Source organism: Pseudomonas sp. OE 28.3 (genome assembly GCF_014268205.2).
GTDB classification, from domain to species: Bacteria; Pseudomonadota; Gammaproteobacteria; order Pseudomonadales; family Pseudomonadaceae; genus Aquipseudomonas; species Aquipseudomonas edaphica.
Genome location: NZ_CP077082.1, coordinates 3,369,236 through 3,391,056, shown reverse-complemented (window position 1 = coordinate 3,391,056; position 21,821 = coordinate 3,369,236). Strand labels below are relative to the sequence as shown.

The following is a 21,821-nucleotide window of genomic DNA, read 5'->3' as shown; positions in this document are numbered from 1 at the left end:
CGTGTACTACTGTCCGTGCTCCAACCAATAGGCCGTATCGGTCGCTGGCGTCAGTTCGGCAGCAGCTGTACCCAAGTGCTCACTCTCTAACCCCGTACCTCGGATAGATCTGGGTAAATATCTACCACCGCTTTCAACGGAGTTGATGCCCGTTCCGCCCCCGTATTATTTTCCATAAACCTGACTTGCTCAGGAGGAGATCCAGGGGTTGGCGTCGGTTCGTATGTCACATTGACGGACGTTTCAACTCCCGGAAATTTCTCTGACATATTATCATTGCGTCCGCAATCGAGTACATCGGGACTCGGCATTCAGATGAGTAATGAAAAGGGCATCGTCAAATTCGGCCCTGACTCTACCGCAGTGCTAACCAGTGGAAATCTGGCGACATACGACCTGGGGTGCCCACATTTAAAATCCCTCTTCGTGCAAGATATATTCAAACAGGACCAAAGGTCACTCCAGGCACGGTTACCGGCCAGGCCAACTTTACGCTGAGTTATCGCTTAGAAAAGTTGGCGAGCATTATCCCCTCTATTCCCTTTTATCCATAACGACATGGCACGCTTATAAACCAGCGATGGCTACTTCGACCCGCCGAACAAATACCGCGACATCTTCATGTGTGTGGGTCAACCCATTCCGGGTGACCAGTGCCTCCAAGTCGCGGCACAGCCGAATCAGGGTTTTCGCCTTGCCTACAGCCAACGCTCCCCGGATCCGGTGCAGTAACAGGGTTACCTGATGACTGCGCTGCCCCGGCCCCAGCCTCTTAAGCTCGCCCAAATCCTGGGAAATGGTCTCAAGAAATAGCTCTAGCATGCGCTCCGGCACATTTATCTCGTCTAGATCGTTTACCTGTGCAGCACCCTTGGAAGCCTGGACCAACGTAGGATCAAGCACACTGCGCAAACACAGATAAAGCCCTTGGATATCCATCGGTTTGGATAACCAACTGTTCATGCCCACGCGGATGCAATGCTCGCCCTCCTCGCGCAGCGCATTGGCGGTGACGCCGATAATCGGCATATCCACATCGCGCTGGCGCAATGTATCGGCAAGTTCATAGCCGTCAATGAGCGGCATGTTCACATCCGTCAGCAGTACGTCGTAAGCCTTCAACTCCAACTGCAGCAACGCCTGGACGCCATCGGGCACGACATCCACCGTACAGCCGATACGTTCCAGTTGCTCTTTCATCAGCACCTGGTTGACCGGGTTGTCTTCGGCCACCAGCACATTCAGCTCCAGTTGCAGATGCGTCACCGGTGGTTGCGGTAACGGTGCCTCCGATTCGCCAGTGATCGCCATCACCAACGCACGGCAAATGGACCCGACGCTGTTCTGGTTCACCACCACGTCCTGGCCGATAAACTGGGGCGTACTACTGAAATCATGCTGGGCGAAGACATTAATCGCGCCTGAGCTTGCCACCTCAACCTCTTGCGGCATGACCGTCAACACGGCATCAGGCGCTCCGCGAGCATCATCGCCCATCACGGTAGTGTGTGCCCCGTGCCACTCCAGCCAGGCGCAAAGGTTATCGGACAAGGTTGCATAGGGGGTGCGAACATCGATGCACTTGCCTAATAACTGCGGCAGTGAAGATTGACGGGCCTCTAGAATTTCCAGGGCCAACTCGAATATGAAGGTACTGCCCTCGCCTAGCACACTGTTCACGCTCAATGCGCCCCCCATCATCTGGCTGAGATGGGAGCAGATAGGCAGCCCGAGCCCGGTGCCGGCGACGGTGTGATGCTTGCTGTCAGCCTGGTAAAAGCGCTCGAACAGTTGCGCCTGCACCGCTTCGGACATCCCTGGGCCGCTATCGATCACGCACCATTGCAGGCTCACTTCGCCTGCGCAGACTCCGATAGGCGACAGGAAGACTGCGACATGCCCGCTCTGGGTGAACTTGATCGCGTTATTGAGCAGGTTGCCTACGATCTGCTGGATACGCAGGCGGTCACCCTGCACAAGGTTCGGCACGCGCGGGTCAACGCAGCAGTAAAGCGCCAGCCCTTTGTTCGCCGCCACCGCCGAGAACCCGCGCACGGTTTCTTCAAGCATTTCCAGAGGCTGGAACGCCACGGACTCCAGAACCAGCTGGCCCGCTTCGATCTTGGACAGGTCGAGCACATCGCTGATCAAATGCATCAATACCGCGGATGAGCTATCGATTGTACGCAGATAACCACGTTGGCGTTCATCCAGAGAGGTCATGCCCAGCAGTTCAAGCGTGCCCAGCACACCGTACAACGGCGTGCGTAGTTCATGGCTCAGGGTGGCGACGAAGTTGCTTTTCTGCTCATTCGCCGCATCCGCCGCCTGGCGGGCGAGTAGCAACGATGCGGATGCTTCGCGGTGGGAAGAAATATCAGTGAAGGTACACAGCAACACGCTGTCGCCAAGATACTCGGTGGGTGTATAGCGCACATGCAAGACCCGCTGATCGAGCAGCAGGCAGCCTTCACCGGTAAGGGGTTTATCCTGCTCAAACAGCGGCCATAGCGCCATCATTTGTGCAAACTCGGTCGGCTCGCCCAACCATTGCGTATACAAACTGTTCTGCGTCACCAGTTCGATCTGCGGCCCCTTGACCACACACAAAGCCAGCGGCACCGTTTGCAACAAAGACAGGTTGAAGTCATGGTTGACCAATAACTCCCGAAAGTCATTACTCGCTGGCACCACGATGCGCCGTCGATACCATCGGATGACCGACCAGCCACTGATGATGCATAAGCCCAGCAAGCCGAGCAGTCCTAGCAACTGCCAACGTGCATCCAGGATCAGTTGTTTGTAGGGGATACGATACAGGGCCTGCCAAGCGCCCATGTCCCCGGCACTGCGCTTGATCAGTAGCCCTGAGGTAGTGAAATGGAAGCCGCTTTCATACTGGTAGATCTGTGGCGACTTGCCCCCCACTACACGCGTGCCGTCCGGCGCGGCGATGTCGACGTTGCTGTACAACGGCAGATCAAAAAACTGCTTTTCTATCCTTACCCCGGGTGCGTCAAATTCGTCCCAATACAGCAAGGTAGCGGCAATCAATTCCCTGGGTGGGCCCTTTCGCGCCCACTGATCCTCTTCGATGCGACCTGAGACATAGCCCAGTATTTGTTGAATGTCTTCACCGCCCAAAAAGAAATGACTAGGCCGCCAGCGCACCAACAAGTCACTGCTCAAGGGCGGTAGCTGACGCGCGGATTGCTTGACCTCATCCAATACCTGGGAAAAATTCCGCTGGCCTGGTTGAGACTGGGGGCTGATCGCAGGAATCGCGATGTCGAAATCGCTCGACAGATCAAACACGAACATTTGCGGCGACGCGAAGGTTGAACCGCTCCAGAAGTCGCCATACACATTCGCCAGCGCAACCCCAAGTTGCAGTTGTTGATCCCGCACCCCATCATTCGCATCAGCGGCTTTGATGGGTAGTGCCGCGGAAAACGTCGTCGCTACCTGGGATGCCTGGCCTTCATAAATACGCATGTTGCCCTGGATGGTCTGGTTGACCACATAGGCTCCAGGGCTAAATACCGGCTTGTATTCCAATTGGCTGCTGGCTTTGATGGCCCGTAGCAGAAATATTTCATGGTCGTAGGCTCGGCCCACAAAACGCATAAAGTGATAATCGACTTTGAGCACTTCCCCGCGAATGACCTTGTAGGTCACCCAATACCCGGCCACGGCGAAGAACACTAGTAACAAAAAAGACACCAACAAGCCGAAACCCAACCGAAGCGAGACTTTTTCAAGCTTGCCAACGCTCGATTGCCTATAGCGCATAAGCGATGCCATTTGCAGTGTTCATAAGCGGACTTCTGGCCTTTGAAAGTTCAGGTGCGGTTACCGAACAACCGTCTACTCGGGTGAGTCTATAGGCTTTTCATTAGTCAGTAAGATTAGTCCTACGTATCCGCTCGAAAGAGCTGACGTTTATGGTTACTCACATCCTGCAAAATTGACTCATGGTCATCCCTTGCAGGGCATTACATGAAAACCTCAGCCGTACTCAGCCTCAGTCAGGCAGCCCCCCCAAAGTTTCTAGAGCCAGACGCACAGGCGCTGCGCCAAGGGTTGGCGGATCACGCGTTTGTGGGTTTCTACCAACCTCAGCTTTCGCTGAAAACGGGCACGATTTGCGGCTTGGAAGTGCTCGCGCGCTGGCGGCACCCCGAGAAAGGCCTTCTGACGCCCGGGTATTTCCTGCAAGCACTGGAGCATCACGACCTGATGGATGAGCTGTTCCTGCGCCTCTTCGAGCAAGGGCTGATCCTGCGCCAGAAACTGGCCAGCCTGAACCTGCCATTGACGATGTCATTCAACCTTCAGCCGTCTCAACTCAGCAACCCCATACTGAGCCAGGCGATTAAAGTGCTGCTGCGTGCACATGAGTGCCCTGCCCAAAGCATCATCCTCGAGATCACCGAAACCGGCACGCTCAATCCGTGCAGTGTCGCCATGAACAACCTGTTGCAACTCAAGCTGCTGGGCTGCGGTTTGTCCATGGATGACTTTGGCACCGGTTTCTCGTCACTGGAGCGCTTGTGTGATGTGCCTTTCACCGAGCTCAAACTCGACGCCGGTTTCGTACACAAACTCGACACGCACTCGGCCTGCACCGCCATTGTCGCCCATACCGTCAGCCTGGCAGCCAGCCTGGGTGTGTCGCTGGTGATCGAGGGTGTCGAGACCCCGGCCCAGCTCAAGCGGCTCAAAACCCTGGGCGTATCCATTGTGCAGGGATATGCCATCGCCCCGCCGATGGCGGATACCGCGCTGCTGCCTTACATCCTTGAATACATTGCGGACTCACAGGTAGTGCTGACGTCAGTCTGAACCCCATTCACAGCGTTTACTCCCCCACCCGCCACGTCCGTGGCCGACCTTGAGCCGGCCAGCGCGGCGTACTTTGCATTTTGCAGTCAGGTATACGTTTCATGTCCACGCTCAAAGCCTTCGTGGCTTTCTTCACCGTACTGCTGCCGGCGGTATCGTACGGCGCTGCCGCAACGATACCCATGCCGCAACAGCCCCTGCACTTGCTTAGCCAAGTGAGTCAGGAACCACAAAAGCTGCAATTACCGGAAGCCGACTGGGCCTGGTTGCGCCAACGGCGTGCCCTCAGCCTGGGCGTGGTCGCACCGTTCACCCTGCCCTTCGACATGGTCTACGGCAACGGTGATTACGAGGGCATCAGCGCTGACGTGGCGACAATGCTCAAGCAACAACTGGGCCTGGATATCAAAGTCGTCGGGTTTGCTGACCGTGGGCAAGCGATGGCCGCCTTGCGAGCCGGCGAAATCGACTTGATCAGCCGGTCCAGCGACTATGATCGCGACTCTTCTGACACGGTGGTGACGCTGCCGTACAGCGTCAATGCCCCCGTACTCTATCAACGCCAGGACAGCGACATTGCGGTTCCCTCAGATCTCAATGGGCTAACCGTAGCAGTCTCCAAGGACTACCTGCCATACGCGCTACTGACCGACCGCTATCCTCATGCACAGTTTTTTACCTACGACACCACCGCGCAAGCCTTGGCCGCCGTCGCGTTCCAGAACATCGACGTGTTTTTGGGCGACTCGGTAACCACCCACTACCTGGTCAACCATAGCTTTTTCAGCTATCTCAAATTTATCCAGTTTGTGAAAGTCGACGCAGGCGGCTATGGGTTTCTGCTCAAGCAGGAAGATCAACGCCTGCTACGCATTCTAAATGCCTCGCTGACCACATTCGGCCAACTGCGCATGAGCTACCTGATCAAGCGCTGGACCGGCGGCGGCACGGTAATGCCGGACGATAATGTGCATCTGAACGCCCAGGAAAAACGCTGGCTGGCCCAGCACCCAGTGGCGCGCTTCATGATTAACGATGACATGGCACCCTCGGCATTTTTCGACGCCAAGGGCCGCTTCAACGGTGTGATATCCGATTTGTTCGAGATCATCACCCAACGCACCGGGCTCAAGTTCGAGATTCAACGCGCCTCCAGTTTTGAAGGCATTCAGGACGCTTTACGCGACGGCGATACTGATTTAGCCGTGTTGACGGCCAGCCCGGAGCGGCTGAACCATTTCCGTTTCAGCCATCCATTCGCAACCAGCTCGTTTGCGCTGGTCGCGTCGACTGCTGAATCGGGCCGAGAGCGTTCGAGTCTCAATGCTTTGGCCGGCAAGCGCCTGGCCATTGTCCAGGGGCATGTATTGATCGACAGCATTCGCAAAGGCTTTCCCACGGTGCAGTTGATTACCCCAACAAACAACCTTGAGGCCATGCGCATGGTGGTCAATGGCGACGCCGACGCTGTGTTGATGACCCTGTCCATGGCTCGTTACTACACCGCGCGCCTCTATGAAAAAGAACTGCGCGTGGCCGGTGTCGTCGACGGCCAGGCGGCCACCGCCAACTTCGCCATGCGCCGTGGCGAAACCGAGCTGCAGTCGATCATGGATAAAGCTCTGCTGAGCATCCCACCTGACGAGCTTAATGCAATCACCATTCGCTGGCGCGCTAATGCGGCCATGAGTGGCCAGAACTGGCGCGACTACAAACTGGTCATCCTGCAGATCATCTGCTGCGCATTGCTGGTGCTGCTGATTTCGATCATCCGAATCGTGCAACTGCGCCGTCAGATCCGGCGCCGGGTCGCAGCTGAAAAAGCCCTGAATGATCAGCTGGAGTTTCTGCAAACCTTGAACCATGCCATGCCCGTTCCCGTGTATGTACGCGACCGCGAAGGACGCCTGCTGTCATGCAGCCGCAGCTATGAGCACGTCATGAAACTGTGCCAATCCCAGGTGCTGGGTAAAACTGCTTTGCAAACGAACCATGGCGATATCGAACTGGCGCCCTCGCTCCACCAGAGTTACCTGCAAGCCATGGAGGATGGCAATGCCATCGAACAGCAACTGCAGATCACCATCGAGGGACAATCCCACTTCATCGAGCATTGGATTCAGCCGTTTCGTGATTCTAATGGCACGATCGCAGGGGTGATCTGCGGCTGGCAAGACGTCTCGCAACATCATCACCTGATCGAACAACTGCAGCAGGCCAAAACCCAGGCCGACGAGGCCAGCCGCGCCAAAACCCAATTTCTTGCGACCATGAGCCACGAGATCCGCACGCCCATGAGCGCGGTAATCGGCACATTGGAGTTGGCGCTCAAACGCGCCGACCACGGCGTACTGGATCGAGTGAACATCGACGTGGCCTACACGGCCGCCAAGAACCTGCTTGAGCTGTTGGGCAATACGCTGGATATCGTACGCATTGAATCCGGGCATTTGAGCTTCTCCCCACGCCGGGCCAACCTCAAGAATCTGGTGGAGATGGTGGCGCGGGTATTCGAAGGGCTGGCGAGAAAGAAGAAACTGGACCTGATTCTGGAAATCGACGCCGGCACCACCCTGGACGTCTCCATCGACCCTCTGCGCTTCAAACAAGTACTGTCCAATCTGGTGAGCAATGCGATCAAGTTCACGGAACGCGGCCGTATCGTCATCCGCTTGGTATGCCGCGTGGTGAATGGGCAAACACTCAACATGCATCTGCAAGTGCATGACACGGGTATAGGCATCAGTGAGGCAGATCGGCAAACGCTGTTTCGCCCCTTCGCGCAAGTGACTCAGTCAGACCTCTCGGTCCATGGCGGCAGCGGGCTCGGGTTGGTGGTGTCGCGTTCGCTGTGTGAAATGATGGGTGGCCGTCTGGATCTGACCAGCACGCTGGGGCAAGGCACAACGGTCAACGTAACCCTCAAGCTCAAGCTTCTGGAACCGCTGCCTGAAGAAAAACTGCCGCTGCCCGCGTCCTCCGAGGCCACTCCAAGCTGGGCCATGCGAGTGCTGATCGCAGACGACAACACCTTGAACCGTCAAATGTTGCGCGCACAGCTGGAGTACCTGGGCTGCAAAGTGATTGAAGCCAGCAATGGACTGGAGGCATTGGAGGCGTGGCGTGCGTTTGCGGTTGACTGGCTTATCACGGATTACCACATGCCGGTCATGGACGGAGTAGAACTGACACTGGCAATCCGCAAGGAAGAACAGCAACGCGACAGCGGTGCATTGACGATTCTGGGGCTGACAGCCGACGCCCAGCAGGAAGAAATGGACCGTTGTCTTAACGCCGGCATGGGCGACTGCCTGATCAAACCGATCAGCCTGGCCATCCTCGAACAGCGCCTGGCATTACTGGAGCCTGCGGATAAGCCAGGCTACAAAGTCAGCAAACCGGCGCAGCATCGGCCTGAATTCGACATGAACCTGCTCAAGCCGATTACCGGTGGCAACCCGGCAATCATTCAACAACTGCAAGCTGAATTGATGCGCAGCAATCAACAGGATATCGAGCAATTGCGTGACTTTAGTGAGACACGGGACCTCGCTGGCATTGCGCAGCTGGCTCACCGTTTGAGGGGTAGCGCGGCATTAATGTGCAATGATTATCTGCTTGAGTTGTGCAAGGAACTGGAGCATGGCTGCCGAACCGGCGCCGAGGACGTACCGGCGCAGGTCAGGCAGGTGAAGAAGGAGTTACGGCGTATTCAACACATGCTCGAACCCTAGGCAGAAAGCGACTACGCCAAGCCATTGCGCTTGGCCAGCTCACCCAGAGCAATCAGGTTTTCTACACTCAGCTTGCGTTGAAGTCGAATTTTGTACGTGCTCACAGTCTTGTGATTGATCATCAACTCATCGGCGATGGCCTGATTGCCCATGCCGCGAGCCAGCAGCTTCAACACGGTGATCTCACGATCGGACAATTGTGCAATCAGCAGGCTTTCCTCGCTGGCGGCCTGGGTATTGTCGCGTAACTGGTGAATGGTGTTGGCCGGAAAATAGCTGTAACCCGACAACACGGCCTTCACCGCACCGACCAGTTCGTCCAGGTTGTCATCCTTGCAGACAAAACCCGCTGCACCAGCCTGCAACGAACGCATAGCGAAGTTTCGAGTGTCGCCGGAGGTAAGGATCAGCACTCGGGTAGAAATACCGATAGCTTTGAGGTGCGCAATGACTGACAGGCCGTCCATTCTCGGGATGCTCAAGTCAAGAACGATCATGTCCGGGAGCAGTTTGCGGATGGCTTCTACCGCATCTACACCGTTGTCGACCTCGGCGACAATCGAATGCCCTTCCTGCTCGAGCATCACGCGCACAGCCATGCGCATCAGGGGGTGGTCGTCGACGATGACTATGGTGCCCATGATTAATTATTCCTGAAGTTCGATTTGAGTAGCGATGACGGTATAGTCTATGCAAGGGAACAACTGAGCAGCTAATCGCAACCCAAAGTATTCGAAGCAATCTGCGTTTTGCGGCATGACGTACCGAGAAACGCATAAGTTATTGCGAACACTCGGCAACCTGCTGTTGAGGCGCCGTCGCCGAGGACGCTAGCAAGAGGCGGCAATCATACTCAACTTATTCGCAGCGCAAACCGCAAGAATCTCTATGCCACCATAGATATATCCTTTGCGCAGGCAGGATAATTCCTACAACAGTATAGTTGACCAGAAAGCTTTCTTGGCGTCAGACGCTGTTTGTGCCCTCTCTCTACTGAACACATCTTCCAACCAATCGAACCAAAGATAATCGGTAAAATCATGCTATCGGGTCCGCGCGCACCATCTGACTGCACGCGGCCCCCGTTTATCTACACGCCTGTAAACCAGCTCAGCGGTGCACGCGCCTGCATCGTGATGGTTTTTATCTGTGTATAAGCATTCAGCGTCTCCCGACAAAACTCACGGCCTATACCACTGTTTTTATACCCGCCAAACGCCGTCCCATCGGTAATGTTCGAGTAGCGATTGATCCACACCGACCCTGCCTCCAGCCGCGCAGCGGTCTCCATAGCGTGCTGCAGGTTGCTTGTGTAGATCCCGGCGGCCAAACCGTATTCAGTTCCATTGGCCTGGGCGATCATCGTTTCATAGTCGTCCCACACGATCAGCGAAAGCACCGGGCCAAAAATCTCTTCCTGACAGATGCTCATATCGTTACGTGCCAGTAATAACGTTGGTTGTATGAAGTAACCGTGCTCGCAACCTGGAACCGATGCTCGACCACCACCTGCGAGCAGTTTGGCGCCCTCCTCCAGGCCCATGATGATGTAGCTCAACACGCGCTCACCTTGTTGCGCATTGACCAAGCAACTGACCCGTGATTCTTCAGCCAAGGGTGATCCGACTCTCACGCGCTTGAACGCGGCTATCAGTTTTTCCTGAAACTGTTCGGCAATCGATGCATGCACGAACAAACGCGTGCCCGCCAGGCACGACTGCCCATTGTTATGAATGGCGGCGAAGGTGGTGTTGTCGACCACCGCATCGATGTCGTCGATGTCCGGAAACACGATATTGGCGCTCTTGCCACCCAGTTCGAGTGTTGAGGGCACAAGACGTCGGGCTGCGACACCTGCTACCGTACGGCCGACTTCGGTACTGCCGGTGAACGATAGCTTCCTGATCAAAGGATGCTCGCTCAACGCTGCACCGACGATGTCACCCCGCCCAGTGACCATGTTCACCACACCGGCGGGAAAGATCTTCTGGATCAGCTTGCCCAACTCCAGCGTCGACAACGAAGCATTTTCATCAGGCTTGAGCACGACGGTATTACCGGCGACCAGTGCCGGTGCGAGCTTGAACGCGGCCATGATCGCCGGCGCGTTCCAGGGAATGATCTGCCCGCATACGCCCAAAGGCTCACGCTTGGCGATGGCGTAACCACCGTCGATTTCCCGACCAGTGTCTTCATGAGCCATGATCACCGAGGCGAAATAGCGATAGTGTCGGACGGCGGTCAGGTAATCCTTGCGTACTTCGCTGATGCAGCGCCCCACGTCATGGGCATCGATCATGGCCAGGCGTTCGCTGTGCTCTTCGATCTCGTCAGCCAGCAGGTTCATCAGGCGCGCGCGCATTTGCTGACCCAGGGCACGCCAGGCGGGAAACGCTGCATGCGCAGCCTTTACAGCGCGATCGACATCCTTGGCGTCACAATAGCGGATGTAGGCTAAGTGCCTGCCCGTGGCAGGGTCGACCGCAGCAAAAGAGCGCGCTTTATCGTCAGTTTCAAACACCCCATTTATCAGTGGGCCATAAGACTTATCGAAATTGATTTGCATGGTGTACCTCATATTTAAACGTGAAATCTGGATGAGCTCTGTTATAAAATCCCGATTACTTTATTTTCCGTCCACCCAGGTGATATATGGATCCTCTGTCCGACGTTCTTTCCTTGCTGAGAATCCGTAATTACCACTCAGCCACGCTCTCCTTGGGCGGTGATTGGGCCTTCACTTTCCCTGAACGTGAGGGCATCAAGTTCACCGCGGTGGTCAAGGGCAGTTGCTGGTTGCAAGTGGATGGCGAACAGCAGCCGCAGCGCCTGCACCAGGGTGATTGTTTCCTGATGACCCGTGGCATGCCTTTTTCGCTCTACAGTGATATGTCCCAGCCGGTGATGAACTCCGACGGTCACTTTCAAACCCTCGCGGCGGACGAACTGGCCTTGCATTACGGCGGCAATGACACGCAGTTGGTCGGTGGCCGCTTTGACTTCAGCGGCGTGCCTACCCAGTTACTGCTCAGCAGCCTGCCCTCGCTGGTTCACGTGCAGGCCAATGAGCCCCAGGCATCGCTCCTACGCTGGGCTCTTGAGCGCTTCACCTCGGAGCTGCAGCAGAAGCGCCCAGGCCGCTCGCTGATGAACGAACACTTGGCGCACCTGATGCTGGTCGAAGTTTTGCGCACTCACTTGGCGACCCTGGAAAGCAGCGGCATCGGCTGGTTTTACGGCCTGGCCGACCGCAACCTCAGTGTTGCCCTTAGCGCGATGCACGCCGACCCGGCCCATCGCTGGAGCGTCCAGGAACTGGCGCAACTGGCAACCATGTCGCGCTCGGCCTTCGCGCTGCGCTTCAAACAGGTGGTCGGCGCAGCACCCATGGAGTATCTGACGTACTGGCGCATGTTGCTGGCCAGTGATCGGTTGAAGAACTCCGATGACTCGGTGTCCACCATCGCGTTCTCATTGGGTTATGAGTCCGAAAGCGCATTCAGCACGGCATTCAAGCGCGTCATGTTGCAGTCGCCCCGCCACTATGTGCGCGAGCACGCCGCCCAGGTTTAGTGCAGGCCGCCGCCGATTATCAGGGTTTCACCGGTGATCCAGCCTGCATCCGACGACGCCAGGAAGGCGACGGCGGGTGCAATATCCTCGGGCTGACCGATGCGCCCCAGCGGTGTAATAGCTTCAATTTTTTGCCGGAACGCCTCTTCGAAAAAGCCACTGGCGTGCACACCCTCGGTGACAACCAGTCCGGGATTCACTGAGTTGACACGGATATTTCTGGGCCCCAATTCATTGGCCAGGGTACGGGTGATGGCGTCAACCGCAGCCTTGGAGGCGGTGTACACCGCCGAATTGGCCGGTGTGAACGAGGTGACGCTGGAGCTGATGTTGACGATGCTGCCGCCCTTAGGGTTGAACACTTCAACTGCTGCCTGGGTACACTGGATCAGTCCCAGGACGTTGAGGTTGAACTGGCGATGAAACTCCGCCTCAGTAATGTCGGCCAAGGCGCTGGTCGAGTAGACACCGGCATTGTTGACCAAAATATCGAGGTGACCATGCTCATGCACGATGGTCTTGAACAGCACCTTGAGGTCGGCGCTGTTGGAGACATCTGCCTGCACTGCATGTGCCCTGGCGCCGGTTTGCAGGATATGTTCAACCACCCGGTCAGCGTCCTCGCGGCTGTTGGCGTAGTTAACGATGACGGTGGCGCCATCCTGGGCCAATTGTTTGGCAATGGCCGCGCCAATGCCCTTGGAAGCGCCGGTCACCAGCGCGACTTTCTTGTGCAACCTTTTCATGTTCACTTCCTTTCTATTGCTGGTTGAAACTCAGTGAATCCAGCTTAAGGGGATGCCGTGAACCGGTTAATAGCCAATGCTCCAGAAAAGCTTAGTAATCGTCCTGCCTTCATCACGATCGCCCGCGCCATAAGAATATGCAAAAGCAGATCAGTGAAAGCAGCAATGGGATTGCCAGGATGTTGAGCGCCTTGAGCAGCAGGCCTAGATGCTCAACATGAAGGGTCAGTTCTCGCGCTACAAGGCGCATCTGCATTTCAACGCCCGCTTTTTCAGCGTTAAATTGTGCAAGGGCGGTTTGCTGTTCCGCCGTCAGAGGCATATCTCGCCCCTGCTCTGCGGCCAAAGGCGCGAGATGTTTTTCAGCTTCATCGAGCTTTCCCTGCAGCTCACCGCTCATGCTGCGATAACGCTCGCGGAATTGCTGCTGCAACTCTTCGACCACAGTGAACGTTCGGCTGTAATGTCCCCGTGAGCGTAAGCTGATCAAGGCATCCGACCCGGACAGGCTGTCCAGCGCATTGAGCACCAGCACCGCATTGTCAGCCCATGGCACCGTGACTGCACGATCCCCTTGCTGCTGCACATCCGCCCACAGGTTGTCGCTCAATACGTCTGTGTCTGCCACCACCACGACGTTGATATTCTGCGCGTAGGTAAGCGCTCCGGGAGAGTCCAGAAAAGCCGAGCGTGCCGCCCCCTGCAGGCGTACCGCAATCAGATAACGCTCGCCTGTAGCCTTGAAGCTCTTGGACAGCGCGTCGGGACTTTCCAGATGATTCAGAAGCGCCGTCTTGTAGGGCATGGCCTGCTCCGAACTGTGCAGCAGCGGTGTCAGAGTAGTTGTTGCACCCGGCACGGCGCTCAAGATACCGGCGGTTGTGAGGTTAAGGCTGCCAATACCAGCAGTAATCACATCCTTTTCATTCATCGCAGAGGGTGACAGCCCCAGGGCGGTCGGTTGCCAGACCGGCTCTGCGCCTTGGGCCATTGCCACAAACTGACCGTAGCGGCCGTCGCCCAACATGCGATCAGGTAGAAGCTTGATGCCCCACGCCTTGAACAAAAGCGCGAGGTCGGAAGACTTGTCTTTGCTGGGTATCCCAAAATAATAATCGCCGCGATCCTGCTCACTATAGGGGTCGACGAACACCAGCAAACGCCCGCCGCGCAGCACAAACTGATCAATGGCGCGCAGCGTGGGCGCAGATAAGTGCTTGGGATGCACGAGCATCAGGACATTGAGTGCACTGTCGATGGTGTCGACATCGGACGCCAGCTCGCGCACTTCAAACGCATTGTCGATCTCCTGCATGATCCGCCAAGGCTGTCGCGTTCGCCCCGACTGCACATCGAAGCCACCTGCCAACGGCAACGAAGACATCAGGCCAATCACTGGCCGCGCAGACCGAGTCAACGTCTGCAATGTGCGGCTGATGTCGTACTCAAGGAACGTTTGTTGTTCAAGCGCAAAGAAACCGATGCTGGCGTGGTGCGCCTGTGCGTCGACGATGGTCAAACCAAAGTAAACCGCCGCACCCGCCTTGCCGATGGGGGCTGGTTGCAAACCAAGTTCGACTGCGCGGGCTTCGTCTGCTGAAAACGGAGCAGGGTCAATAATGTGCACCCGTAGTCGGCCATTTGACACACGCTCATATTCACGCAGCAATGCTTTGATACGCACCGCGTAACCGCGCATGACCGTAAGGTCCCTGGCGGCCTGGCTGGAAAAGTAGAAGTACAGATCGGTGGGTTCCAACACGGCCTGAATGATCTGACGCGACCCCGGGCTGAGGGTGTAAAGCTGCTGCTCGGTAAGGTCCAACCGCATGGACGCCATACGTGGTGCCAACTCGAAGTTGACCGCCACGAACCCAGCGATAATGACCACGAGGCGCAAGCAGGTACGTGTCATCGATTTGAATGACATGGCGTCACACTGCCTTTTTCAATTCAACCGCAATCACGGTAGCGGCGAGCCAGCCTATGATCTGGCTGAAAAAATACAACACGTCCTGTGGGTCGATCACACCTCGGCATAGTCCCTCGAAATGTGTGAGGAAACTCAACGAAGCCACGCCATCGAGCCAGGGCAAACTTGACCAACCATGCAAGACATCCAATACCACCGGGAAGCCACAGGCCATGAATGCCAGACATAGCGCCATTGCGGTAAGGAAGGCAATCAGTGGGTTCTTGGTCAATGCCGACAGGCACCCGCCAATGGCCAGGCAACTGCCAGCCAGTAACCAACTGGCCAGATAGCCACAAAGGATGACGCCGTTGTCCGGCGCCCCCAGGTAGTTGACTGTAATCACCAGTGGAAACGTCAACGCCAGCGCCAACCCGCTGACCGCCCAGGCAGCGAGGAACTTGGCCACAACCGCCTCAGCCGTACCCACGGCCAGGCACATCAACAACTCGATTGATCCGCTCTGCCGCTCGATGGACCACATGCGCATGGCAAGGGTCGGCAGCAGCAACGCATATAGCCACGGCAGATAGTCGAAGAACGGTGCCAGGTCGGCCTGGTTACGCTGGTAGAAGTCGCCCAGGTAAAAAGTGCTGATACCGCTGAGCAGCAGTAGCAAGAGGGTAAACACATACGCGACGGGAGTGAGGAAATAACTGCACAGTTCGCGCTTGAACACCGGCCAGAACGTCCTCATGGTTGTTGCTCCCGGGTCAGCAGCCGGAAGACCTCCCCCAGAGAGCCTCGCTCGACTTCCTGGCGTGGCACATCCCAGCCGCGACTCACAATCAGCGAATTGATAGCCGGTAATATCACCGCTCCAGCGCGTGCCAGCACCCGCACGCTATAGGGTTCAGGCCCCGCCTCTATGCCTGAAACGCCTGGCAGCATGCCCAGTGTCATTACATCCAGAGGCCGGGTGGCGTACAACGTCACTGCCTGGTGATAGCGCGAACGACTTTCCAATTCCAGCGGGGTGCTGTCGACCAACAGCCGACCTTTATCCATAACCAGCACGCGGCTGCACAATGCGGTGACCTCTTCGAGGATGTGGGTAGAAATGATGACGATTTTGTCGCGGGCCAACTCCTTGATTTGCTCGCGCACGCGGTACTTCTGATTCGGGTCCAGACCATCGGTGGGCTCATCGAGGATCAGTATCTTGGGATCATGCAGGATCGCTTGCGCCAATCCGACGCGGCGCTGGAACCCCTTGGACAGGGTATCGATGGTCTGGCCACGTACTTCCATCAGCTCGAATTGCTCAAGCATGGACGTGACCCGCGCCGTCTTTTCGCGCCCACGCAAGCCGCGCACTTGAGCAATAAAACCTAAAAAACTCGCGACGGACATTTCGTTATAGCAAGCCGCTGTTTCAGGAACGTAGCCGATCAGACGTTGAGCGTGGCGCGTCTGACGGCGTATATCAAAACCGAAAAAGTTGGCGGTGCCTGAGGTGGGCGACATGAACCCGGTGAGCATACGCAGGGTGGTGGACTTTCCCGCGCCGTTGGGGCCGAGCATCCCCAGCACCTCACCCGAGGTGGCCTTGAAAGACACATCGTTTACTGCCAGGGCTTTGCCGAAACGTTTGGTCAAATGCGTTATATCGATCATGGTTTCCCAGTTACCTGCTCAGACGCGGCGAAGCGTCTGAGAGTGCACGCTTCGTTTCGCGACGCACCTTATCGATAGGGTACGGATCCTGAAACCTCATCAGCGGTGAATCCGATTGTTCCTTGGCGCGAATCGAACTGTCCATTGGCGAGTAGGATTTATCTGACAACGCTATTAGGTCCAGCTGGCTATTCTGCTCACCTCACCGCTACCCCCTTCAGCCTCACGGAGCCGGATTGCTCATGTTATTGCGAACGCTTGAAATACCCGATGCCCATGGTCAATTGCTCAACGCCGTGGTCCTGTGCGGTTTCACCGCCACCGGTCTCCATCGACAGTTTCTGGTTTATAGCCTCAATGAAAAATCGGGCGACGAACTGGTGAAGATTTACCTGACGTATCTTGAAGGCGAGGACCAAACGCTGCGCATGTGCGATGCCCCGCCTGAGATACTTACGGCGGCGGCTCAAGTACTGAAGGATGTTTTGCGCGATGCCTGCGCGACCGTTCCAAGACAAACCGAAAATACTTATGCATTGATGGACCTGACCGACACCGACATTGAGTGCAGCGCTGTAAATACTCACTACAGCCTCAAGATCAGTGACGCGTGGCTCATGAATCTCTTGCATTACGACCCACCGTCCGAGGCCAGTGCCCTGCCCCTGCAGTCGAAAGACACGAGCAGTTGCGCGCCCCTGGCAATCCGCGAGGCGAGCAGTGTGACGGTTGAGTCGGTAGCAACATGCAACGTACAGACAACTTCGTCAAAGATTGACGCGAACATAAAATCACTTGTCGCCAGCATCACCCACCACAAGGAAATATTACTGGGCAAATATGTAAAGCTCGATGAGCTTCAACGCGAACTCGAACAACGAGAGCAGCAATTACTCATCCGCGAACAGGCACTAAACCAGCGTGAGGATGAATTACTGGCCAGCATCAGTTCCTTACAGGCAGCAGAAGAACAACTCGATGCACTTCTCGACAGATGAAAATTCCAGCAAGACAACAAAGCGTATTGGTTATTTAAAGAATCGACATCCGTCACCTGCTGTATTCCATCAAGGAAAAGTAAAGGTAAACTCCGCCGCTCCATTCGCGGCGCCCGCTTTCAACGTCTCATCATGCCCCTGGCGAACGTAATGTGCGCTCAACGGTATTTTGGCTCCATCACCAGCCCGTTTCATCGGATAAGCAGCGCCGTCATAACGAACCACCTGATGCGTCAACTCATTGATCATGACTATCCCAAAACCCTGGGCACTGGTCGCAGAGGGTTCAAGAGTCAGTATCGTGGGGTCCGCAGGCGGCCCGTACTTGTCAGTGAATGTAATCTCTGGCTTGGCGTTGGCCGCGCATTGGCTCAACTCGATGGCGAAGTGCACAGGCATTGAAGTCGCACCCACCTGAGGAAAATCGTTCAGGCTCATGCGCCCCAGTTGCACCGGTATCGTCTGGTAGGTTTGCACGTCACAGGTATTTGGAATTTCAATCGGGCCACCATTCCCCATATTGATAGCAGCGGGCCCCATCAGCAGGTAAGGCGCGCGACAGATGCCAATCGGTATGTTGTCTGTAGGTACCTCCACACTACTGCCAAAAGCAGCTTTGCCCCTGGGTAGATCCACCGCATAAAGCATGAGTTGAGAACTGCCGGCAACGCGATCGACGATCAGTTTTCCGGCAGGAAGTTGGCTGGATGCGACCGTTAGAATCAACTGTTGCATGTAGTTGGTAACCATCGTTGAACCACGCGTTTGCGCTGCGGACGAATCATATTGAACGCGCTCTTTCTCCATCGCGATCGGCAGTGGCGTTTGCAGCAGCGGTCGACGTTGACCGTCCGATGAGTTCACATATATTTTCAGGCCAATGCCGTCAATGTTGGTGGGGGCAATTCCGTCTGTCAGCGGTGTACCGGGTCCCCAATAGGCCATAGAAACCAACTCATGGGCAATGCCGGCAGCCGGGGCAAAGTTGTAGTTGGCATTCAGCGCTACAGCGCGCTCCCATAACACCGAGCCAATGGGCGTATTACTCGTCAAAGGTGTCACTTGTGACCACGGCCTGCCCATACCGTTGCTGAATGTGCAAGACGTCGCAACACTGTCGACCAACGTCCCGGCTTCAGCCGCCACGCCATATATAAACAGCCATATGCCGACGCACGCTATGGCCGACCTTGAACGCCGAACATTTAGTATTGAATTCATATCAGGCATCGCAGAGTCAACAGACGGCCTGACGCATCACCTGCGTCAGGCCGTCTGGGATTAGAAGGAAAGGTTAACGATCAACGAATGGAGCCAAAATTTATGCCATACAAAGGCACAAGCGCAGCCTCTCCGGAGACGCCATTGAATGCCATATCACCGAAGTTAGCCCCGACCAAGCCACCAAAGGTCTGGCCATAATAAGGCGATAACACGGTGAGCTTCCCAGTGGCGACAGACAGGCGAACGTTTCCGGCGTTCATGCCGACCAAGCCCCCCAGGGTGGCATTGGTGCCACCACTGACCCCGCCAGTTGCCGATGAGTTGGTGATAGAGCTCTGGTTTAAACCGACCAAGCCGCCCACAATTGCACGCACGCCCCCCTGAACGGTGCCACTGGCCATGGCCGATTCAATATGGCTGCTGAAGTTGCTGCCGTGGGTGCCGACAAGGCCGCCGACATAGCTGCTTTCCCCACCCACCACCGCGCCACTGGCTTCAACCGATTGCAACTCGCCAGCATTGGCCCCTATCAGGCCTCCCACCTGACTTGAAATCGACCCGCTGGTTTTTCCGCGAGCCACAGAATGACTGATGGTGCCCTCATAGTTGTTCCCCACCAGACCGCCAACCCGAGCATTGCGCCCGCCTGTGACAGTGCCCAAGGCTTGTGCTGTATCAATGGTGCCGGAAATATTATTCCCCACCAAACCACCAACATTCTCCCCAGCGCTATCCCATACATCGCCGCCAGCCTTGACCTCTTTGAGCCTGCTATTCTGGCTAGTTCCCACCAAGCCTCCGGTACCGATGGCGCCGGACCCTGTAACTTTGCTGGTAGAGGTTGACTGGATGATGTCGCCGTTTTTGCTGAAGCCTACCAGACCGCCCACATTACCGGCACCGGTGCCGCGTACCTCACCCGATGACTCCGTGCGCTCAAGCAAACCGCTGGAGTTGAAACCCACCAGGCCGCCAACATTGACGCCGGCGCCGTTGCCATTTGTCGAACCGGTACTGATGGCATCAGTGATGACGCCACCCTGGTTGGCACCCACCAGCCCGCCAACGCCACCCATGGCGTCTCGCTGCATGGCGCCGCCCACCACGGTATTTGAAACCACATGGTCTAACCGTGCCGTACCGGCTGAGGTCGTAACGTTTTCACCGGCTATACCGCCGATGGCGTGCGTATACGCGTTGCCCGCCACGCGCCCACTGGACACGGCATTTTTGATTGTGCCACCGTAGTTTTGCCCAACAACCCCACCGACGCTGTTCGCCCCGCTGCTGCCAGCGTTGACCAAGAGGTTGCGGGCAGTCACGTTGGACAATGTACCGACGTTCAGCCCCACCAGCCCTCCGATCGCTGCAAACCCATAGGCTTGCGACCCACCATTATTGATAGTCGCACTCGCCAGTGTCAGGTTGCTGATCGTGCCTGAGGAGACCGCAAACAGCCCGCTGTTACTGCCGGTGCTGGAGACCCACAAGTTGCTCACTGTGTTGCCCAAACCATCGAAAACACCTCCGAAGACGGATTTATCGCCAATCGCCTTGAATTGAGCCTCGCGGCCAACGATGTTATTACCCAGCACGTAATGGCCGTTGAGGTTCGCGTTGATGTTCTGTAACTGCGCAAGGTTCTGGATCACGGTGTATCGATCACCATTGGAGGCGTACGTCGCCCCTGCGCCAGACAAGGTCAACTGACCGCCCGTGCCTAATACCGAATCCCCTACGTGATTCAATGTGAGGTCGCTGAAGAGCCCGGTCAGTGAAACCTTACTGTTTACGTTCACATCACCACCGGCGTTGAGCGCTACACGCGCACCGCTACCGGTCGCATCCACGTTACCGTCGAGGTTGACGTTCCCGGTCGCGCTCAAGGTCAGACCATTGGCGCTGTTCCAGGCTATCGGCCCAGCCAGGTTCAAATCACCGTCGGTACTGACCAGCTCAATATTGGTGCTGATCAAGTTGCGCGACAACGTGTCGGAGTAGGCGGTCTTCCCCGCTGATGCTGCAGTTGGCTGAATCTGGACTGTCTTGGCGCTGACTTTAAACGTACCGGTCTGACCATTGGTGGCCAGTGTATTGACCTGGGTTCCCAGTTGGGTCTCGACCGTGGCGCCCTTGGCCTCGATCATGCCACCGCTGCCATAGGTATTTTGGGCGTGAGCCTGCAGCGAACCGCCGACCTTGACCGTACCTGCATCGCCGCCATCCAGCGTGATACGGCCAGCTTTGCCGCTCAAGGTTTTGGCTTCGATGGCGCCCTGGTTATTCACCACCGTTTGCAACATCGCATTGGCGCTTTTACCGGTCATCAGCACCTGGCCACCGTCGGCCTTGAGCAAGCCGCCGTTTTGCGCCAGGGCGTTGATCGCATCACCGGTGACCTGAAGATTGAGCAGTTGGTTGCCGTCGAAATTGACCGTGAAATCATTCCCAGCGCCCAACGCAACCTGGCCCATCTGGGCCTGGATAACGCCATCGTTGCGCACCTGGTTGCCAAGTAGCGCAATACTGCCGCCCTGCTGCGCGTTGATCGTGCCGCTGTTGCTGATTTCTGCATTGGAAACACCGCTGAAGGTGTATTTGCCAGCGAGGAAATCCGCGTCTTTGATGTCCTTGGTGGTAGCAATCAAGCTTCCGACATTGATCTGTGCGCCTTGACCGACCACGATCCCGTTGGGGTTGACCAGAAACACGCGACCATTGGCGTCCACTTGCCCCTTGATGCTACTGACGTTAGTACCGATTACCCTGTTGAGCGCAATGGAAGTGGCGCTCGGTTGGTTGAATACCACCTTTTGTCCTGCGGCAACGCTGAAGTCCGTCCAGTTGGTAATCAACTTGTCGCTGTGCTGGTTGATCGACATTTGCGAGTTGGATTCGAATCCCAATATGTCGCCCTTGCCGGAGACTACCGTACCGCCTAACGGCAAAGCGAATGCCGGTGCAGCGCCCAACAACGCCAGCGTGCCGATGGCCGAACATTTGGCGCCAGTCTTGCAATGCCGGCGAGCTCCTTCGTGAGCAACCTTCCAGCAGCTCATCGCGTGGTTCCAGACCAGTGAGTAAACCTTGTTCACATGAATTTCCTCTTCCT

13 protein-coding genes are annotated in these 21,821 nt (G+C 56.4%); 4 read left to right on the top strand and 9 right to left on the bottom strand.

What is annotated here, in order from left to right; translation table 11 throughout:
• Positions 1–567: 567 nt before the first annotated feature.
• Positions 568–3,705: a hybrid sensor histidine kinase/response regulator gene (locus HU759_RS15195; RefSeq protein ID WP_225933062.1), complete on the bottom strand. Its 3,138-nt coding sequence runs from the start codon at positions 3,703–3,705 to the stop codon at positions 568–570.
• Positions 3,706–3,999: 294 nt separating this feature from the next.
• Here HU759_RS15195 and HU759_RS15190 point away from each other — a divergent pair, with 294 nt between their 5' ends.
• Together HU759_RS15190 and HU759_RS15185 are read left to right on the top strand one after the other, a co-directional pair.
• Entirely contained in the window at positions 4,000–4,845 is an 846-nt protein-coding gene (locus HU759_RS15190) for an EAL domain-containing protein (protein WP_138453511.1), read from the top strand.
• A 101-nt stretch (positions 4,846–4,946) separates the two neighbouring features.
• Positions 4,947–8,579 (top strand): transporter substrate-binding domain-containing protein, encoded by a 3,633-nt coding sequence (locus HU759_RS15185; protein WP_170037259.1) that lies wholly within the window; start codon positions 4,947–4,949, stop codon positions 8,577–8,579.
• Positions 8,580–8,590: 11 nt separating this feature from the next.
• Here the strand turns inward: HU759_RS15185 and HU759_RS15180 are convergent, their stop codons facing one another.
• Together HU759_RS15180 and HU759_RS15175 are read right to left on the bottom strand one after the other, a co-directional pair.
• Positions 8,591–9,220: a response regulator transcription factor gene (locus HU759_RS15180; RefSeq protein WP_186354667.1), complete on the bottom strand. Its 630-nt coding sequence runs from the start codon at positions 9,218–9,220 to the stop codon at positions 8,591–8,593.
• Positions 9,221–9,669: 449 nt separating this feature from the next.
• Complete coding sequence (locus HU759_RS15175) at positions 9,670–11,145, bottom strand: aldehyde dehydrogenase family protein (RefSeq protein WP_138450857.1); 1,476 nt, start codon at positions 11,143–11,145, stop codon at positions 9,670–9,672.
• 86 nt (positions 11,146–11,231) lie between these two features.
• On the opposite strand from HU759_RS15175, the gene HU759_RS15170 reads away from it, so the two are divergent.
• On the top strand, positions 11,232–12,152 hold the full coding sequence (locus HU759_RS15170; protein WP_138450855.1) for an AraC family transcriptional regulator: 921 nt from the start codon (positions 11,232–11,234) through the stop codon (positions 12,150–12,152).
• Here the strand turns inward: HU759_RS15170 and HU759_RS15165 are convergent.
• From HU759_RS15165 to HU759_RS15150, 4 genes are all read right to left on the bottom strand, one after another.
• The gene (locus tag HU759_RS15165) at positions 12,149–12,898 is read right to left on the bottom strand and encodes a glucose 1-dehydrogenase (protein ID WP_104912356.1); all 750 of its coding nucleotides are present in this window, start codon (positions 12,896–12,898) and stop codon (positions 12,149–12,151) included. The genes HU759_RS15170 and HU759_RS15165 overlap by 4 nt on opposite strands.
• A gap of 112 nt (positions 12,899–13,010) precedes the next feature.
• On the bottom strand, positions 13,011–14,828 hold the full coding sequence (locus HU759_RS15160; protein WP_186616886.1) for a Gldg family protein: 1,818 nt from the start codon (positions 14,826–14,828) through the stop codon (positions 13,011–13,013).
• A gap of 4 nt (positions 14,829–14,832) precedes the next feature.
• A complete protein-coding gene (locus HU759_RS15155) occupies positions 14,833–15,567 on the bottom strand; it encodes an ABC transporter permease subunit (protein WP_170037253.1) in 735 nt (244 codons plus the stop codon).
• A complete protein-coding gene (locus tag HU759_RS15150) occupies positions 15,564–16,487 on the bottom strand; it encodes an ABC transporter ATP-binding protein (protein WP_170037250.1) in 924 nt (307 codons plus the stop codon). Before HU759_RS15150 ends, HU759_RS15155 begins: the two co-directional genes overlap by 4 nt.
• 236 nt (positions 16,488–16,723) lie before the next feature.
• Here HU759_RS15150 and HU759_RS15145 point away from each other — a divergent pair, with 236 nt between their 5' ends.
• Positions 16,724–17,485: a hypothetical protein gene (locus HU759_RS15145; RefSeq protein WP_170037247.1), complete on the top strand. Its 762-nt coding sequence runs from the start codon at positions 16,724–16,726 to the stop codon at positions 17,483–17,485.
• Positions 17,486–17,554: 69 nt separating this feature from the next.
• On the opposite strand, the gene HU759_RS15140 is transcribed toward HU759_RS15145, so the two are convergent.
• Positions 17,555–18,547 carry a fimbrial protein gene (locus HU759_RS15140; protein WP_225933061.1) on the bottom strand — a complete coding sequence of 331 codons (993 nt, stop codon included), beginning with the start codon at positions 18,545–18,547 and terminating at the stop codon, positions 17,555–17,557.
• A gap of 239 nt (positions 18,548–18,786) precedes the next feature.
• Positions 18,787–21,804: a filamentous hemagglutinin N-terminal domain-containing protein gene (locus HU759_RS15135; protein ID WP_170037244.1), complete on the bottom strand. Its 3,018-nt coding sequence runs from the start codon at positions 21,802–21,804 to the stop codon at positions 18,787–18,789.
• Positions 21,805–21,821: the final 17 nt, after the last annotated feature.

Coding starts and splice junctions, on each gene's coding strand:
- HU759_RS15190 (WP_138453511.1), top strand. CDS start 4,000: ATGAAAACCTCAGCCGTACTCAGCCTCAGTCAGGCAGCCCCCCCAAAG.
- HU759_RS15150 (WP_170037250.1), bottom strand. CDS start 16,487: ATGATCGATATAACGCATTTGACCAAACGTTTCGGCAAAGCCCTGGCA.
- HU759_RS15175 (WP_138450857.1), bottom strand. CDS start 11,145: ATGCAAATCAATTTCGATAAGTCTTATGGCCCACTGATAAATGGGGTG.
- HU759_RS15165 (WP_104912356.1), bottom strand. CDS start 12,898: ATGAAAAGGTTGCACAAGAAAGTCGCGCTGGTGACCGGCGCTTCCAAG.
- HU759_RS15170 (WP_138450855.1), top strand. CDS start 11,232: ATGGATCCTCTGTCCGACGTTCTTTCCTTGCTGAGAATCCGTAATTAC.
- HU759_RS15160 (WP_186616886.1), bottom strand. CDS start 14,828: ATGTCATTCAAATCGATGACACGTACCTGCTTGCGCCTCGTGGTCATT.
- HU759_RS15185 (WP_170037259.1), top strand. CDS start 4,947: ATGTCCACGCTCAAAGCCTTCGTGGCTTTCTTCACCGTACTGCTGCCG.
- HU759_RS15155 (WP_170037253.1), bottom strand. CDS start 15,567: ATGAGGACGTTCTGGCCGGTGTTCAAGCGCGAACTGTGCAGTTATTTC.
- HU759_RS15180 (WP_186354667.1), bottom strand. CDS start 9,220: ATGGGCACCATAGTCATCGTCGACGACCACCCCCTGATGCGCATGGCT.